Here is a 15,153-nt window from a genome sequence, read left to right on the forward strand (position 1 = left end):
ATACAAGCTGTTACTGTACTGGCCATAAAAGCCCAAGCCGCCTGGATCGGATCCCTTGACGCGTCCCCTCCTCCTGTTACTGATCAGCCTGGCCTTGAGCTCATCCGCAAGCGCGACAATCAGCGAAAGCCATGGTTATGCGCAGTTCGGCACGCTCAAGTACCCGGCCAGATTTACCCACTTCGACTGGGTTAACCCGCAAGCGCCCAAGGGCGGTACGTTGCGGGTGATGGCGTTTGGCACTTTCGATACGCTTAATCCCTATACTTTCAAGGGCACGAGCCCTGTCGCCACGCCGAATTTCCTGCAATACGGCATCAACGAGCTGAACGAGCCGCTGATGGTCGGCACTGGCCAGTATGCGCCCTCCGGCGACGAACCCACGTCCAGTTATGGCCTGATCGCGCAGTCGGTCGAGTACAGTGAGGACCGCAGCTGGGTGGTATTCAACCTGCGTCCCGAAGCACGCTTTCACGATGGTGTGCCAATTACCGCCTACGACGTGGCGTTTTCCTACCGACTACTGCTCAAGGAAGGCCATCCGCAATACCGCACCAACCTGCAGGAAGTGTTGCGGGTCGACGTGCTCAACCCACACCGGATCCGCTTTGTCTTCAAGCGAGCCGGTAATCCCCTGCTGATTCTGCGCCTCGGCGAACTGCCGGTGCTGCCACAGCATTACTGGAAAGGTCGTGACTTCAAGGCGACCACATTCGAACCACCGCTGGGCAGCGGGCCCTATCGCATTACCTCAGTCACACCCGGCCGGCAGATTGTTTTCGAACGGGTCAAGGATTACTGGGGCAAAGACCTGCCGGTCAACCGCGGCAAATACAACGTCGACCGCATGGAAGTCGAGTTCTACCGCGACAGCGACGTGGCGTTCGAAGCGTTCAAGGCCGGCGAATTCGACATCTACATCGAGCACCAGGCGAAAAACTGGGACACCGGCTACCGCTTCCCGGCGGTCAATCGCGGCGACGTGATCAAGGCGCAGATTGCCCATCAGATCCCGACCCAGACCCAGGGCCTGTTCATGAATACCCGTCGCGCCACGTTCTCGGACGCCAGGGTGCGCGAAGCACTGGGGCTGATGTTCGATTTCGAGTGGACCAACCGTACATTGTTCAGCGGCGCCTACAAGCGCGCCATGAGTTACTACCCCAACAGCGAGTTCACCGCCAGCGGCTTGCCGGTGGGTCACGAGTGGCTGATGCTCAAGCCGTATCGTGAACAATTGCCCGACCGGTTGTTCACCGAGCCTTTCACGCTGGCGCAAACCCAGGGTCGCGGCATTCCTCGCGAGACCATGCGCAAGGCGCTGGGACTGCTGGGCGAAGCCGGTTGGAAACTCAACGGCCAGCGCGTACAGAATGCAACCGGCCAACCGCTGCGCCTGGAGATCCTGCTGGTCAACCCGAACCTGGAACGCATTCTGCAGCCCTATGTCGAGAACCTCGCCAGCATCGGCATCGAGGCCCGCCTTCGTACGGTCGATCGCGCGCAGTACAAACAGCGCCTCGATCAGTTCGATTTCGACATGATCCTCATGACCCTGGGCCAGACGTTAAGTCCAGGCCTTGAACAATGGCAGTACTTCCATTCCAGCCAGGCTGGGATCAAAGGCAGCAAGAACTATGCAGGCATCGCCAACCCTGTGGTCGATCACCTGCTCGATCAGTTGCTCGCGGCCAAGACCCGTGACGAACAGGTTGCCGCCGGCAAAGCGCTGGATCGGGTGCTGTTGTGGCAGCACTACATGATTCCCAACTGGTATCTCAATTATCACCGCCTGGCGTACCGCAACCGGTTCGCTTTCGTCACTACGCCGCCCTACACCCTGGGCCTGAGCGCGTGGTGGTTGAAGTCTTCGGAGAAAGATCGATGAAACCCTTACGTGCCCTGCTCCTGCAGGCGGGCGGCGTGCTGTTGTCCGGACTGGCCTGCGCCGCTCCACAACACGCCGTCACGCTGTACAACGAACCGCCGAAATACCCGGCAGACTTCAAGCATTTCGATTACGTGAATCCCGACGCGCCCAAGGGCGGCATCTTCCGCCAGGCCGGGTTTGGCGGCTTCGACAGTCTCAACCCGTTCATCAGCAAAGGTGTGCCAGCGGATGATATCGGCCTGGTCTACGACACGCTGGCCAAACAGGGCCTGGACGAGCCGTTCACCGAATATGGGCTGATCGCCGGCAAGATCGAAAAAGCACCGGACAACAGCTGGGTGCGTTTCTACCTGCGTCCTGAAGCGCGCTTCCACGACGGGCATCCGGTACGTGCCGAAGACGTGGTGTTCAGCTTCCAGACCCTGATCAAGGACGGCGCCCCGCTCTATCGCGGCTACTACAGCGATGTCGAAGAGGCCGTAGCCGAAGACCCGCTGACCGTGCTGTTCAAGTTCAAGCACACCAACAATCGCGAACTGCCGTTGATTCTTGGCCAGTTGCCCGTGTTGCCCAAGCACTGGTGGGCAACCCGGGACTTCACCAAGGGCAACCTGGAAATGCCGCTGGGCAGCGGGCCGTACAAGGTCAGCCAGGTCAAGGCCGGGCGCTCGGTGCGCTATGAGCGGGTCAAGGATTACTGGGGCAAGGACTTGCCGGCCAACCGTGGTTTCTACAATTTCGACGTGATGCTCACCGATTACTACCGCGACAACACCGTGGCCCTGGAAGCGCTCAAGGCCGGCCAGTTCGACTACTGGCTGGAGATGACGGCAAAAAACTGGGCCAACGGCTACAACGTCCCGGCGGTCACCGAAGGCCGGCTGATCAAAGAACAGATCCCGAACGGCAACCCGACCGGCATGCAGGGTTTTGTCTTCAACATGCGCCGCCCGGTGTTCCAGGACGTGCGAGTGCGCCACGCGCTGACATTGCTGATGGACTTCGAGTGGACCAACAAGCAGCTGTTCAACGGAGCTTACGCACGCACCCGCAGCTTCTTCGAAAATTCCGAGATGGCCGCCACCGGCCTGCCGGACGCCGAGCAACTGGCGATCCTGGAACCGTTTCGCGACAAGATCCCCGAACAGGTGTTCACCGAAGCCTTCGAGAACCCGGTCACCGACGGCAGCGGCATGATCCGCACCCAGCAACGCAAGGCGTACCAACTGTTGCAGGAAGCCGGCTGGCGCATCGTCGACGACAAGATGGTCGACGCCAACGGCAAGCCGGTGACCATCGAGTTTCTCCTCGCGCAAACCGAATTCGAACGGGTGCTGCTGCCCTTCAAGCGCAACCTGGCCGACTTGGGCATTGACCTGGTGATCCGCCGCGTGGACGTCTCTCAATACGTCAATCGCGTGCGCTCGCGAGACTTCGACATGATTGTCGGCAGCTTCCCGCAATCCAATTCACCGGGGAACGAACAACGCGAGTTCTGGAAGACCGAGGCCGCCGACCGGCCTGGTAGCCGCAACTCCATGGGGCTCAAGGACCCGGTGGTTGATCAACTGGTGGAGCAGTTGATCAACGCCGACTCGCGTAAAAGCCTGGTGGCCCACGCCCGCGCACTGGACCGCGTGCTGCAATGGGGTTATTACGTGATCCCCAACTGGCACATCAAGACCTGGCGCGTGGCCTACTGGAACCACATCGGTCACCCGAAAACCTCGCCCAAGTACGACATTGGCATCGCCACGTGGTGGATCAAGCCAAACGTTGCACCGGCCATCGAAGTCGAAACCAAACTGCAAGCCGACCCTGCGGGCACGGAGTAATAGATGCTGGCGTATATTTTTCGGCGACTTCTGCTGATCATCCCGACGCTGTTCGGCATCCTGCTGATCAACTTCGTGATCATCCAGGCGGCTCCCGGCGGGCCGGTCGAGCAAATGATCGCCAAACTCGAAGGCTTCGAAGGCGCCACCAGCCGCATTGCCGGCGGCGGTGCCGAAGTCTCGGTAGCGGGTTCCTCGTACCGCGGCGCGCAGGGCCTGGACCCGGCGCTGGTCAAGGAAATCGAACACATGTACGGCTTCGACAAGTCGGCGCCGGAACGTCTGTGGATCATGATCAAGAACTACGCCAGCCTGGACTTCGGCGACAGCTTCTTCCGCGACGCCAAGGTCATCGACCTGATCAAGGAAAAGATGCCGGTGTCCATCTCCCTCGGCTTGTGGAGCACCCTGATCATGTACCTGGTGTCGATCCCGCTGGGGATCGCCAAGGCCACGCGACACGGCAGCCACTTCGACGTCTGGACCAGCTCGGCGATCATCGTCGGCTATGCGATCCCCTCCTTCCTGTTCGCCATCCTGCTCATCGTGGTATTTGCCGGCGGCAGCTACCTCGACTGGTTCCCACTACGCGGCCTGACCTCGAACAACTTCGACGAGCTGAGCATGGGTGGCAAGATCCTCGACTACTTCTGGCACCTGGCGCTGCCCGTGACCGCGCTGGTGATCGGTAACTTCGCGACCATGACCCTGCTGACCAAGAACAGCTTCCTGGACGAGATCAACAAGCAGTACGTGATCACCGCCAAGGCCAAGGGCCTTACAAAAAACCGCGTGCTCTACGGCCACGTGTTCCGCAACGCCATGCTGCTGGTGATCGCTGGCTTCCCGTCGGCCTTCATCGGCATCTTCTTCACCGGCTCCCTGCTGGTGGAAGTGATTTTCTCCCTCGATGGCCTGGGCCTGATGAGTTTTGAAGCGGCGATCAACCGCGATTACCCGGTGGTGTTCGGTACGCTGTTCATCTTCACCTTGCTGGGCTTGCTGGTGAAACTGATCGGCGACCTGACCTATTCCTTCGTCGATCCGCGTATCGATTTCGAAAGCCGGGAGCATTGAGATGAACCTGTCCCCTCTCAATCGCCGACGTTTCGAACTGTTCAAGGCCAACAAGCGTGGCTGGTGGTCGCTGTGGCTGTTCCTGGTGCTGTTTGGCCTGAGCCTCGGCGCCGAACTGATCGCCAACGACAAACCGCTGGCGGTGCACTACGACAACAACTGGTATTTCCCGGCGCTCAAGCGCTACCCGGAAACCACTTTCGGTGGCGAATTCCCGCTGGAGGCCAACTACAAGAGCCCGTACATCCGCGAACTGCTCAAGGCCAAGGACGCCTGGGTACTGTGGGCGCCGATTCCCTACAGCTACCAGAGCATCAATTACGACCTGAAAGTCCCGGCGCCCGCACCGCCCTCGGCGGACAACCTGCTGGGCACCGACGACCAGGGCCGCGACGTGCTGGCACGGGTGATCTACGGCTTCCGCATCTCCGTATTGTTCGCCCTGACCCTCACCGTGCTCAGCTCGATCATCGGCGTGATTGCCGGCGCGTTGCAGGGTTTCTATGGCGGTTGGGTCGACCTGGCGGGGCAGCGTTTCCTGGAAATATGGTCAGGCTTGCCGGTCCTTTATCTACTGATCATCCTGGCCAGTTTCGTACAGCCGAACTTTTGGTGGCTGCTGGGCATCATGCTGCTGTTTTCGTGGATGAGCCTGGTGGACGTGGTCCGCGCCGAGTTCCTGCGTGGGCGTAACCTGGAATACGTGCGAGCCGCTCGGGCGTTGGGCATGCAGAATGGTGCGATCATGTTCCGCCATATCCTGCCCAATGCCATGGTATCGACCATGACCTTCATGCCCTTCATCCTCACCGGCGCAATCGGCACCCTGACGGCGCTGGACTTCCTGGGTTTCGGCCTGCCACCTGGCGCACCGTCGTTGGGTGAACTGGTGGCACAGGGCAAATCCAACCTTCAGGCGCCCTGGCTGGGCATGAGTGCGTTTGCCGTGCTGGCGCTTATGTTGAGCCTGCTGGTGTTCATCGGCGAGTCCGCTCGCGATGCCTTCGACCCGAGGAAGTGAAATGAATCAGGACAATCTGATCGAAGTGCGCGACCTCGCCGTCGAATTTGTCGTCGGCGAACACTGTCAGCGCGTCGTGGAAGGCATCAGCTTCGATATCAAGCGTGGCGAAACCCTGGCGCTGGTGGGTGAAAGCGGTTCCGGCAAATCAGTCACCGCCCATTCAATCCTGCGCCTGTTGCCCTACCCGCTGGCCCGGCACCCGTCCGGCACCATCGAATACGCCGGAAAGAACCTGCTCGACCAGAAAGACAAGACCATCCGTCACATTCGGGGCAACCGGATCGCGATGATCTTCCAGGAGCCGATGACCTCGCTCAACCCGCTGCACTCGATTGAAAAGCAGATCAACGAAGTGCTGGGCATCCATAAAGGACTGGTCGGCAAGGTCGCCACCAAACGTACCCTTGAACTGCTGGAGATGGTCGGCATTCCAGAGCCTGAAAAGCGCCTCAAGGCCCTGCCCCATGAATTGTCCGGCGGCCAGCGTCAACGGGTAATGATCGCGATGGCCCTGGCCAACGAACCAGAGCTGTTGATCGCGGACGAGCCGACCACCGCGCTGGACGTCACCGTGCAACTGAAAATCCTTGAATTGCTCAAGGAATTGCAGGCTCGTCTGGGCATGGCACTGTTACTGATCAGTCACGATTTGAACCTTGTGCGAAGAATTGCGCATCGCGTATGTGTCATGCAGCGCGGTTGCATCGTCGAACAGGCATCGTGCGAAGAGTTGTTCCGTTCGCCGCAGCATCCGTACACTCGGGAGCTGCTGGCAGCGGAGCCCAGCGGCAAGCCTGCGACCAACGTGATTGGCCCGCCCTTGCTGCAGGTCGAGGACCTGAAAGTGTGGTTCCCGATCAAGAAAGGCCTGCTGAAAAAGACCGTCGACCACATCAAGGCAGTGGACGGAATCAATTTCAGCCTGCCCCAGGGGCAGACGCTGGGCATTGTCGGCGAGAGCGGTTCCGGCAAATCCACGCTGGGCCTGGCGATTTTGCGGTTGATCGCCAGCCAGGGTGCGATCCGTTTTGAAGGCAAGCAGCTAGACTGTTTGACGCAACAACAGGTTCGGCCACTGCGGCGCGAGATGCAGGTGGTGTTTCAGGACCCGTTCGGCAGCCTGAGCCCACGGATGTGCGTGAGCCAGATCGTCGGCGAAGGCCTGCGGATCCACAAGATCGGCACCGAAGCGGAACAGGAACAAGCGATAATCGCGGCATTGAAGGAGGTAGGCCTGGACCCGGACACCCGGAACCGCTACCCCCACGAATTTTCCGGAGGGCAACGGCAGCGTATCGCCATCGCCCGGGCACTGGTGTTGAAACCGGCGCTGATCCTGCTGGACGAGCCGACTTCGGCACTCGACCGGACAGTGCAGCGTCAAGTGGTGGAGCTTTTGCGTTCACTGCAGAGCAAGTACAACCTGACGTATCTGTTTATCAGCCATGACCTGGCTGTCGTCAAGGCGCTGAGCCACCAACTGATGGTGGTCAAGCATGGCCAAGTGGTCGAACAGGGAGACGCGCAAAGTATCTTTGCCGCCCCCCAACATCCGTATACACAGCAGTTGCTGGAAGCCGCTTTCCTGGCTCCAGCCACTGCGCAATAACCTGAAAGAGGAGCAACACATGGGTTTTCTCGCCGGTAAGCGCGTACTGATCGTCGGTGTCGCCAGCAAGCTGTCCATCGCATCCGGCATCGCCGCCGCCATGCATCGCGAGGGCGCTGAGCTTGCCTTCACTTATCAGAACGACAAACTCAAGGGTCGTGTTGAAGAATTCGCTCAAGGCTGGGGCTCGAACCCTGAGCTGTGCTTCCCGTGCGACGTGGCCAGCGACGAAGAGATCGCCAAGGTCTTCGAAGCACTGAGCAAGAAGTGGGACGGTCTGGACTGCATCGTGCACTCCGTGGGCTTCGCACCGGGCGACCAACTGGACGGCGACTTCACCGAAGCCACCACCCGTGAAGGTTTCCGCATTGCCCACGACATCAGCGCCTACAGCTTCGTCGCCCTGGCCAAGGCCGGTCGCGAAATGATGAAAGGCCGCAATGGCAGCCTGCTGACCCTGTCGTACCTGGGCGCTGAGCGCACCATGCCTAACTACAACGTCATGGGCATGGCCAAGGCTTCCCTGGAAGCTGGCGTACGTTACCTGGCCGGGTCCCTGGGCCCGGACGGCACTCGCGTCAACTGCGTATCGGCCGGCCCGATCCGTACCCTCGCCGCTTCCGGCATCAAGAACTTCCGCAAGATGCTGGCGGCCAACGAAGCGCAAACCCCGCTGCGTCGTAACGTCACCATCGAAGAGGTCGGCAACGCCGGCGCCTTCCTGTGCTCGGACCTGGCGTCCGGCATCAGCGGTGAAATCATGTACGTGGACGGTGGCTTCAACACTACCGCCATGGGCAGCATCGAAGAGTAATCATCGGTTTGCCTGATAAAAAACCCGCCTGATGGCGGGTTTTTTATGTCCACGCGCCCCCCCTGTAGGAGCGAGCATGTCGAGGCGTCGAACCGTCGCGATGGTCGTCAACGATGACGGGGGTGGTCTGATACCCCTCGGTGCTCTTGAATCCATCGCGAGCATGCTCGCTCCTACAGGGGCAATGCCATCAAGCAGTCGGCAAACAACTGCTGAATCGGCTGCTGCCTCTGGCTGTAGCGCTGCAGCAGGACGATGTCGCGGTAGAAGGTCAATTCACCCAAGCGGATGACCCTGACCCTCGCCCCATATTCCAGCCACAACCCGGCCTCGGGCAGCAGTGAAATTCCCAGCCCGCATTCGACCATTTTCACGATGGCCTCCAGTTCGTCCAGCTCCAGCGCCACCTGCACGTCAATTTGCTGCTCACGCAGGAACCGCGTCACCAAACGCCCGCCGAAGGAATTGCGGTCGTAGCGTACATGCGGATGCTCAGTCAGCAATTGCACGGCATCATCACCTTGCAGTGTGAGCGGGACGATCAGCACGAACGGCTCGCGGCGGATGACCTGGGCCGACAATTCCTTGGGAAGGTCGAATGGCGGCTTGATCAGGATCGCCAGGTCCACTTCGCCAGTGTCCACCTGGCTCAGCAAATTGAGCGAAACGCCAGGGACGAGTTTCGGTTCCAGCAGCGGTGCCTGTTGGCGCAGGCGCAGCAACGCCTGGGGCAGCAAACCGGTCTGGGCCGTGGCGACCGCGCCGATTTTCAGCTCGCCTCGGTACTCGCTGACATCTTCGGTGACCGCCATGCGGCTGAAGGTGTCCAGCATTTCCCTGGCCATCGGCAATGCCCGTTGCCCCGCCGCGTTGAGAATGGCCTGCCGTCCAGTGCGGTCGAATAGCCGAATGCCCAGCGCCTGCTCCAGGTTACGCATCTGGGCGCTGACCGCCGACTGCGTCAGTCCAATGTGCATGCCTGCCGCCGCGAACGTACCGTAGCGCGCCACCGCGATGAACGTCTTCAGCTCTCGCAGCATAATGCCCCCGATTGATCGAAATAATTTGAGCTCGACGCAAAAACTATCGTCTTTCAATCAAAAAGCACAGCGCTAAACTCAACGGCACTGACCCCATCGCCTGCGAGACTCGACCATGCAATTGTCCCCTTTCCACCTGGCCATCCCGGTTTACGACCTGCAAGCCGCCCGGAGCTTCTACGGCGAGGTGTTTGGCCTTGAAGAAGGTCGTTCCAGTGATCACTGGGTCGACTTCAACTTTTTCGGCCATCAATTGGTGATCCATCTGGCGCCGAAGAACGCCTCACAGGAAGCCGCACACACCAACGCCGTCGATGGGCACGACGTGCCGGTGCCGCATTTTGGCGTGGTATTGGGAATGGCCGAGTGGGAAGCGCTGGCCGAGCGACTGAAGGCGCGTGAAACTCGGTTTGTGATCGAACCGGGGATTCGTTTCAAGGGGCTGGTTGGAGAACAGGCGACCATGTTCCTGTTCGACCCTTGCGGCAATGCCCTGGAATTCAAGGCATTCAAGGATATTGGGCAGTTGTTTGCCAAATAGATGACACCCGGGGAAGCGCCTCACCCTACGCCATTAAACAACTCTCGACCTCAAGCAACATCGCCTCCACCACGCCATGTCGCCCGGGGTCATATTCCACCTGGCCCATGCTGAACCTGATGGCATAACCGCGTCGCATCGTCGCATTGCGCTCATCGAGGATCTCCTCGAGGCGTCCCCTGATCGCGCCCAGGTCTACGGCGCTTGCACCGGTCAACAGGGCCACGAACTCATCATCACCCAACCGCCCGATCACGTCACTTTCACGAAAGGCGATTCGCAACACGTCGGCAAAGGTCTTCAGCGCATCATCACCCTCGGCGCGGCCGTACAAATAGTTGATGTGCTTGAAGTTGTCCAGATCGAAGTGCACCAGCGTGGCTGGAATTTCGAGGTGTTGGCAGGCGTCCAGACCGAGTTGCGCGAGTGCGGTGAAACCGTGACGGTTGGAGAGCAAGGTCAGCTCGTCCATGCTGGCCATGGTTACGCCCATCACTTGCTGCTCGGCCGTGCGGGCCAGGTCCCGCAGGGTGGTGCGGATCTGTTGCGGCGACAACGACAGTGATGCGCTGGCACCGTGTTTAAGCGGTTTGCCGGAAATCAGCATTACATACTCCAGTAGTGGGTATGTTCTTTAGAGTGGCACGTAGTCGGTATGACTCCCCGGTAACGTACCGAAGGTCTTTTGGAGGGGCTCATGACCTGTAGAAGCGAGCTTGCTCGCGATGCGGTGTGTCAGTCACCTTGTCCGTGTCTGTCATATCGCATCGCGAGCAAGCTCGCTCCTACAGGGGGGCTGGGTCTGGCCTTAGAAATCAGTGGACACCGACACCTCACGCCAGGCCTGCAACTCGCCCGCAACAAAGCTGTTTTTCTCTTCGATGGCCGCCACGCAGTCACTGCCCAGAGGCAGCCGCAGCGGCGCGTTCGGCGCCTGCACCAGGGTGATCATGATCTGGGCCAGTTTGTCCGGGTCTCCTGGCTGGTTCAGGCTCACGCTCTTGGCCATCCGACGCACTTCGCCAGCGGTGCTGTCGTAATCGGCAATCGTCGACGGCGATTCCACCAGCGAGTTGCCTTCCAGGAATTCAGTACGGAAATAGCCTGGTTCGACCACGGTCACCTTGATGCCCAGCGGTGCCAATTCAGCGTAAAGGGCCTCGGTCAGGCCTTCGACCGCAAACTTGGTCGAGCAGTAGACACCAAAACCCGCTCCCGATTGGTAGCCTCCCACCGACGACAGGTTAATGACGTGGCCGCTGCGTGCGGCGCGCATGTGCGGCAGGACGGCGCGGGTAATATTAAGCAGACCGAAGACGTTGGTCTCGAACACGCGACGCACTTCATCGGCGGAGGCCTCTTCCACAGCTCCGAGCACACCGAAGCCGGCATTGTTGACCAGCACATCGATGCGCCCGAAGTGCTCAATGGCCTGCTGGGCCACGGCGATGCCCTGAGCTTCATTGGTCACATCAAGGCTGGCAGCAAGCAAGCCGGGCTGTTGGCCAAAACGCTGAGTGATGCTGGACGCGTCGCGGGCGGTGGCGACCACTGCGTCACCATTGGCCAGGGCCGCGGCCGCGATCTTCGCGCCAATGCCACGGGAAGCGCCTGTGATAAGCCAGATGCGGTTAAACGTATTGGAAGCGGTCATGATCGTGTTTCCTTGTTTGCGTTGGGGTAGGCACAAGGTACGCAGGATGATTGCCCGGAAAAACGCCCTTATGCTACAAGCACTATGAAACGTTCTTTCATAATGGCGCCCGCAATGAACCATGATCCGTTCGATGGCTTGACCGAGTTTCTCGCGGTGGCTGAATACAAGAGCTTCACCCTCGCGGCCACCCGCCTGGCGGTAACACCGACGGCGGTCAGCCACGCGATCAAGCTGCTGGAGCGGCGCACCGGCGTGCTGTTGTTCCAACGCACCACCCGGCGGGTGGCGTTGACCGAGGCCGGCGTCAGCCTGTTCGCCCGGCTACGCCCAGCGGCCAGTGAAATTGACGAAGCAATGGCGATGCTCAGCGGTTATCGCGACCAGCCCATGGGCACGCTTCGCATCACTGCGCCACGGTTGTCAGGGGCGTTACTGATCGAGCCGCTCATTCCGCTGTTTCGAGAGGCTTGCCCGCAAGTGACCCTCGACATCTCTTTGGATGACGCCACGGTGGACTTGATGTCGGGCGGCTTTGATGCCGGGATCAGGCTGGGCGAATCCATCGAAAAAGACATGATCGCCGTGCGCCTGACCCCTGATCTGCAATGGTCGGTGGTCGGTTCCCCGGAGTACTTCGCCAAGGTCGGGCGGCCGGAAAGCCCCGAAGCCCTCACTGACCATGAATGCATCGGTTTTCGCTTCTCGACGTCAGGCAATGCACACCGCTGGGAATTCCGCCGGGAGGGGCGTGACTTCACGGTGGGTGTCGAAGGGGGCATTATCGTCAATGATCGACAACTATTGGTATCGGCAGCACGCAGTGGTTGCGGACTGATCTATGCCTGCGACCTGGAGATCACGGCAGAATTGGCGGACGGCCGACTCGAGCGCGTGTTGCAACCGTTCGTGCCGCTGAGTTCTGCACTGTACCTGTACTTTCCCAGCCGCACGCAAACTCAGCCGAAACTGCGGGCCTTTATCGAACTGGCGAAAGCGTGGATTGTCAGCAAAGGCGGCATTTAGTTTTCGTCTCGAACTGAACGATCGCTTGCCTCCTTATACACTTATTCTTTCCAGGCCTTCTCAGAGAACGCCAAGTCATAGGTCATCAATCGAAATCCGGAGGGTGGGATCGTTCTCTCGTTCCTTGCATAAGGCGACCAACTCAAGATCGTCTAACCGATTCATCAAGTTTTCATATTCTTTGGCCGGGACGCAGTAAAAGGCAGGTTCGTTGCGGTTGAGGATCGCGACCGGCTGCCCCCGCCCGGCGGCGACAGTGCCCATCGGGTTTTTCTTCAGCTCCGAAATGCTCGCTACAACATGCGAAAGCACGATATGTGGCATAAGGGTGTTCCCAAGAGTGCTTTTAGAAGTGCTAAAAATAACACTCTGAAGCTGAGGTAACGTCATTGGATTTGACATGGCTAGTGTCCGAGACTGGATGAACGACCAAGGTAACAGCTCTACGGCTTCACCATTTCTGCGTGTTCTATCAGGCACGTCTTCCAATCGCGTCGGCAGCAGCTCAATCCATGTAGGCAGATCTCAAGAAATTTACCACCAGCACGCTCGTTCCTACGGGGTAGGCAGCGTCCGGGATTACGCGGTGATTGTGCGGATCACCCCTTTGCCCAAACGGTGTTGCGACAGCAGGCGCATGACGTAGCCGATCTTGATCAGCGTCGGGCCTACGATGGTCATGGCGTGCATCGCGACCTGAACGACGATCGACAGGTGTCCGGTATAGAGGTAAGCGCCATAGATGCCAACCAGCAGCATCGCAAGCCCCGCGATCAGGACTTCACTCGACAGGTGGAGGACTTTATGTGGATCGTTGAAATAGGCGAACATTTTTCGTACTCCTGAACCAGACCAGTTGTACGTGGGTTATTTCACCATTCGTGCCAAATCTCATCGTCAATAAAATCAATAGCTTAATCCGCAAATGGTCAAATTGACCGCACAGGAAACTGGTCAACATGACGCGGATTCAAGTCTTAATGACAACAACCCGCATGACATCCATAAACGACCGTCGGAGTACCACGCTGTGTTTTCTGACGACGCAGCGCATACACTGCTCTTCGGATATGCCGAGGAAGCAACGATGAAGTCCACCGCCAAAAATACCGACAAGGCCCCACGCTTCTGGCGCGACGACGCCCTGCCCTTCATCGAAGCCCGCTCCATCGCCGACGGCCGCGAGGTTTGCTACAGCCGGCATTCCCACGAACACTTTTCCATCGGCGCAATCACGGCCGGCCGCAGTACTTACCTCCATGAGCAAGCGTCGTTCGAGGTCAGCGCCGGTACCGTAGTGTTGATGAATCCAGGCGATGTGCATGCCTGCAACCCGATCGATGACCAGCCCTGGTCCTATTTGATGCTCTACGTCGAAACGGCGTGGCTGACCGATTTGCAGCATCAGCTTGGGTTTGGTCAGGACCTTGAATTTCGACGCTTTGCGGCCACCCACACGCAGGACATTGGCCTGTTTCACGGCCTTGAGGCGCTGCACGCCACGCTCATCGACAGCGAGTGCGAAGTACTGGGCAAACAGTCCGCGATCGTCGAGTTTTTCACCGAGGTGCAGCAGCGCCTCAACCCGGGCGAACAATCGTTGCGCGAGCCAAATTTCAAGTTGGAGCGTGCGGCGGACTTCATCCGAGATAACTGCACGCGGATGCTCAAGCTCGAGGACATTTGCGACGCAGCGCAGTTGTCGCCGTCCTACCTGATACGCGCCTTCAAGCAGCATTACGGCATGACACCCCATGCCTTTTTGGTCAATCGGCGCATTCAGTTCGCCCGCGAGCGCCTGCGCAGCGGCCGGCTGATTGCCGATGTGGCGCTGGAAGCCGGGTTTGCCGATCAGGCGCATTTTCAGCGGGCGTTCAAACAGCATCTGGCGGCGACACCAGGCCAATATCGCGACGCTTAGGGCAACAGCAGGTATACCGCGCTCAAGGCCAGCAACCCTGCCATGGCACGATTGAACAGACGCATGCCTTTGGGATTATTCAGGTAGCCACGCAAGAAAGTCCCGGCGTAGGCCCAGCAGCCGACGGACAGGTAGCAGATCACCAAATACACCGCCGCGAATTGCCAGATCAGCCGTGCTTCACCATCGGCGACAAACGCGCCCATACCCGCGACGCAGGCCAGCCAGGCCTTGGGGTTGAGCCATTGCATCACCGCGCCATACACCATCGACGGCGCCCGCGTCGAATCCTTCGCATCGAGTTGGCCGCTGTCTGCGGCCAGTTTCCAGGCCATGAACAACAGAAACCCCACGCCGGCCAGTTGCACGATCCGCGTCAGCTGCGGCCATTGCTCCAGCACTTCATGCAAACCCAAACCCATCAACACCAGCAACAACACAAACCCCAATGTCGCCCCGGCCACATGCCGCTGGCTGGCGCGAAAGCCAAACTGCGCCCCGGAACTAAGCGCCACGATGTTCACCGGGCCGGGCGTGATGGAGGCCACCAGGGCAAATGCGGCCATCGACATGATCAGACTCATGGTTGTCTTCTTCTCTTCAGTTGAACCAGAGGCTTGAAGATAAAGAGCGGTAGGGTTGGCGTATTGAAGAAAATTGCCCCCTGTAGGAGCGGGCTTGCCCGCGATGCGATAAACCAGACGACATCTGTGTTGGCTGA

General features: G+C 59.4%; 15 protein-coding genes. 9 read left to right on the forward strand and 6 right to left on the reverse strand.

Translation table 11 applies throughout. The features are described from left to right. Positions 1-73: 73 nt before the first annotated feature. Genes AB4O36_RS12390 through fabI form a run of 6 tightly spaced genes read left to right on the forward strand, consistent with a single transcriptional unit; the run spans position 74 to position 8,250 of the window. Complete coding sequence (locus tag AB4O36_RS12390) at positions 74-1,888, forward strand: extracellular solute-binding protein (RefSeq protein WP_460142139.1); 1,815 nt, start codon at positions 74-76, stop codon at positions 1,886-1,888. Beyond that, the gene (locus AB4O36_RS12395) at positions 1,885-3,726 is read left to right on the forward strand and encodes an extracellular solute-binding protein (protein WP_460125535.1); all 1,842 of its coding nucleotides are present in this window, start codon (positions 1,885-1,887) and stop codon (positions 3,724-3,726) included. The genes AB4O36_RS12390 and AB4O36_RS12395 overlap by 4 nt, the downstream gene beginning before the upstream one ends. A gap of 3 nt (positions 3,727-3,729) precedes the next feature. Then, positions 3,730-4,803 carry a microcin C ABC transporter permease YejB gene (locus tag AB4O36_RS12400; RefSeq protein WP_460125537.1) on the forward strand — a complete coding sequence of 358 codons (1,074 nt, stop codon included), beginning with the start codon at positions 3,730-3,732 and terminating at the stop codon, positions 4,801-4,803. 1 nt (position 4,804) lies between these two features. After that, the gene (locus AB4O36_RS12405) at positions 4,805-5,824 is read left to right on the forward strand and encodes an ABC transporter permease (RefSeq protein WP_460125539.1); all 1,020 of its coding nucleotides are present in this window, start codon (positions 4,805-4,807) and stop codon (positions 5,822-5,824) included. Position 5,825: 1 nt separating this feature from the next. Further along, the gene (locus AB4O36_RS12410) at positions 5,826-7,436 is read left to right on the forward strand and encodes an ABC transporter ATP-binding protein (protein WP_460125541.1); all 1,611 of its coding nucleotides are present in this window, start codon (positions 5,826-5,828) and stop codon (positions 7,434-7,436) included. 19 nt (positions 7,437-7,455) lie between these two features. Beyond that, positions 7,456-8,250 (forward strand): enoyl-ACP reductase FabI, encoded by a 795-nt coding sequence (gene fabI / locus AB4O36_RS12415; protein WP_056727657.1) that lies wholly within the window; start codon positions 7,456-7,458, stop codon positions 8,248-8,250. Positions 8,251-8,423: 173 nt separating this feature from the next. Here fabI and AB4O36_RS12420 read toward each other — a convergent pair whose 3' ends face one another. After that, a complete protein-coding gene (locus tag AB4O36_RS12420) occupies positions 8,424-9,290 on the reverse strand; it encodes a LysR family transcriptional regulator (protein WP_460125543.1) in 867 nt (288 codons plus the stop codon). A gap of 115 nt (positions 9,291-9,405) precedes the next feature. Between AB4O36_RS12420 and AB4O36_RS12425 the strand changes: the two genes are divergently transcribed. After that, positions 9,406-9,831: a VOC family protein gene (locus AB4O36_RS12425; RefSeq protein WP_460125545.1), complete on the forward strand. Its 426-nt coding sequence runs from the start codon at positions 9,406-9,408 to the stop codon at positions 9,829-9,831. 25 nt (positions 9,832-9,856) lie between these two features. Here AB4O36_RS12425 and AB4O36_RS12430 read toward each other — a convergent pair whose 3' ends face one another. Continuing rightward, on the reverse strand, positions 9,857-10,438 hold the full coding sequence (locus AB4O36_RS12430; protein WP_460125547.1) for a GGDEF domain-containing protein: 582 nt from the start codon (positions 10,436-10,438) through the stop codon (positions 9,857-9,859). A 201-nt stretch (positions 10,439-10,639) separates the two neighbouring features. Beyond that, positions 10,640-11,485 (reverse strand): oxidoreductase, encoded by an 846-nt coding sequence (locus tag AB4O36_RS12435; protein ID WP_460125549.1) that lies wholly within the window; start codon positions 11,483-11,485, stop codon positions 10,640-10,642. A gap of 114 nt (positions 11,486-11,599) precedes the next feature. On the opposite strand from AB4O36_RS12435, the gene AB4O36_RS12440 reads away from it, so the two are divergent. Next, positions 11,600-12,511, forward strand: a complete 912-nt coding sequence (locus AB4O36_RS12440) for a LysR family transcriptional regulator (protein WP_460125551.1) — start codon at positions 11,600-11,602, stop codon at positions 12,509-12,511. A gap of 75 nt (positions 12,512-12,586) precedes the next feature. Here AB4O36_RS12440 and AB4O36_RS12445 read toward each other — a convergent pair whose 3' ends face one another. Beyond that, positions 12,587-12,835 (reverse strand): type II toxin-antitoxin system Phd/YefM family antitoxin, encoded by a 249-nt coding sequence (locus AB4O36_RS12445; RefSeq protein WP_460125553.1) that lies wholly within the window; start codon positions 12,833-12,835, stop codon positions 12,587-12,589. Positions 12,836-13,090: 255 nt separating this feature from the next. Next, entirely contained in the window at positions 13,091-13,342 is a 252-nt protein-coding gene (locus AB4O36_RS12450) for a transmembrane sensor/regulator PpyR (RefSeq protein WP_460125555.1), read from the reverse strand. Between the two features lie 256 nt (positions 13,343-13,598). Here AB4O36_RS12450 and AB4O36_RS12455 point away from each other — a divergent pair, with 256 nt between their 5' ends. Continuing rightward, positions 13,599-14,432, forward strand: a complete 834-nt coding sequence (locus AB4O36_RS12455) for a helix-turn-helix transcriptional regulator (protein ID WP_460125557.1) — start codon at positions 13,599-13,601, stop codon at positions 14,430-14,432. Here AB4O36_RS12455 and AB4O36_RS12460 read toward each other — a convergent pair. Then, complete coding sequence (locus AB4O36_RS12460; protein WP_460125559.1) at positions 14,429-15,016, reverse strand: LysE family translocator; 588 nt, start codon at positions 15,014-15,016, stop codon at positions 14,429-14,431. The two genes, AB4O36_RS12455 and AB4O36_RS12460, sit on opposite strands and share 4 nt — an antisense overlap. Between the last annotated feature and the right edge of the window lie 137 nt (positions 15,017-15,153).

It is taken from the genome of Pseudomonas sp. S2_E01 (assembly GCF_054668365.1).

Coding starts and splice junctions, on each gene's coding strand:
- AB4O36_RS12395 (WP_460125535.1), top strand. CDS start 1,885: ATGAAACCCTTACGTGCCCTGCTCCTGCAGGCGGGCGGCGTGCTGTTG.
- AB4O36_RS12400 (WP_460125537.1), top strand. CDS start 3,730: ATGCTGGCGTATATTTTTCGGCGACTTCTGCTGATCATCCCGACGCTG.
- AB4O36_RS12405 (WP_460125539.1), top strand. CDS start 4,805: ATGAACCTGTCCCCTCTCAATCGCCGACGTTTCGAACTGTTCAAGGCC.
- AB4O36_RS12410 (WP_460125541.1), top strand. CDS start 5,826: ATGAATCAGGACAATCTGATCGAAGTGCGCGACCTCGCCGTCGAATTT.
- fabI (WP_056727657.1), top strand. CDS start 7,456: ATGGGTTTTCTCGCCGGTAAGCGCGTACTGATCGTCGGTGTCGCCAGC.
- AB4O36_RS12420 (WP_460125543.1), bottom strand. CDS start 9,290: ATGCTGCGAGAGCTGAAGACGTTCATCGCGGTGGCGCGCTACGGTACG.
- AB4O36_RS12425 (WP_460125545.1), top strand. CDS start 9,406: ATGCAATTGTCCCCTTTCCACCTGGCCATCCCGGTTTACGACCTGCAA.
- AB4O36_RS12430 (WP_460125547.1), bottom strand. CDS start 10,438: ATGCTGATTTCCGGCAAACCGCTTAAACACGGTGCCAGCGCATCACTG.
- AB4O36_RS12435 (WP_460125549.1), bottom strand. CDS start 11,485: ATGACCGCTTCCAATACGTTTAACCGCATCTGGCTTATCACAGGCGCT.
- AB4O36_RS12440 (WP_460125551.1), top strand. CDS start 11,600: ATGAACCATGATCCGTTCGATGGCTTGACCGAGTTTCTCGCGGTGGCT.
- AB4O36_RS12445 (WP_460125553.1), bottom strand. CDS start 12,835: ATGCCACATATCGTGCTTTCGCATGTTGTAGCGAGCATTTCGGAGCTG.
- AB4O36_RS12450 (WP_460125555.1), bottom strand. CDS start 13,342: ATGTTCGCCTATTTCAACGATCCACATAAAGTCCTCCACCTGTCGAGT.
- AB4O36_RS12455 (WP_460125557.1), top strand. CDS start 13,599: ATGAAGTCCACCGCCAAAAATACCGACAAGGCCCCACGCTTCTGGCGC.
- AB4O36_RS12460 (WP_460125559.1), bottom strand. CDS start 15,016: ATGAGTCTGATCATGTCGATGGCCGCATTTGCCCTGGTGGCCTCCATC.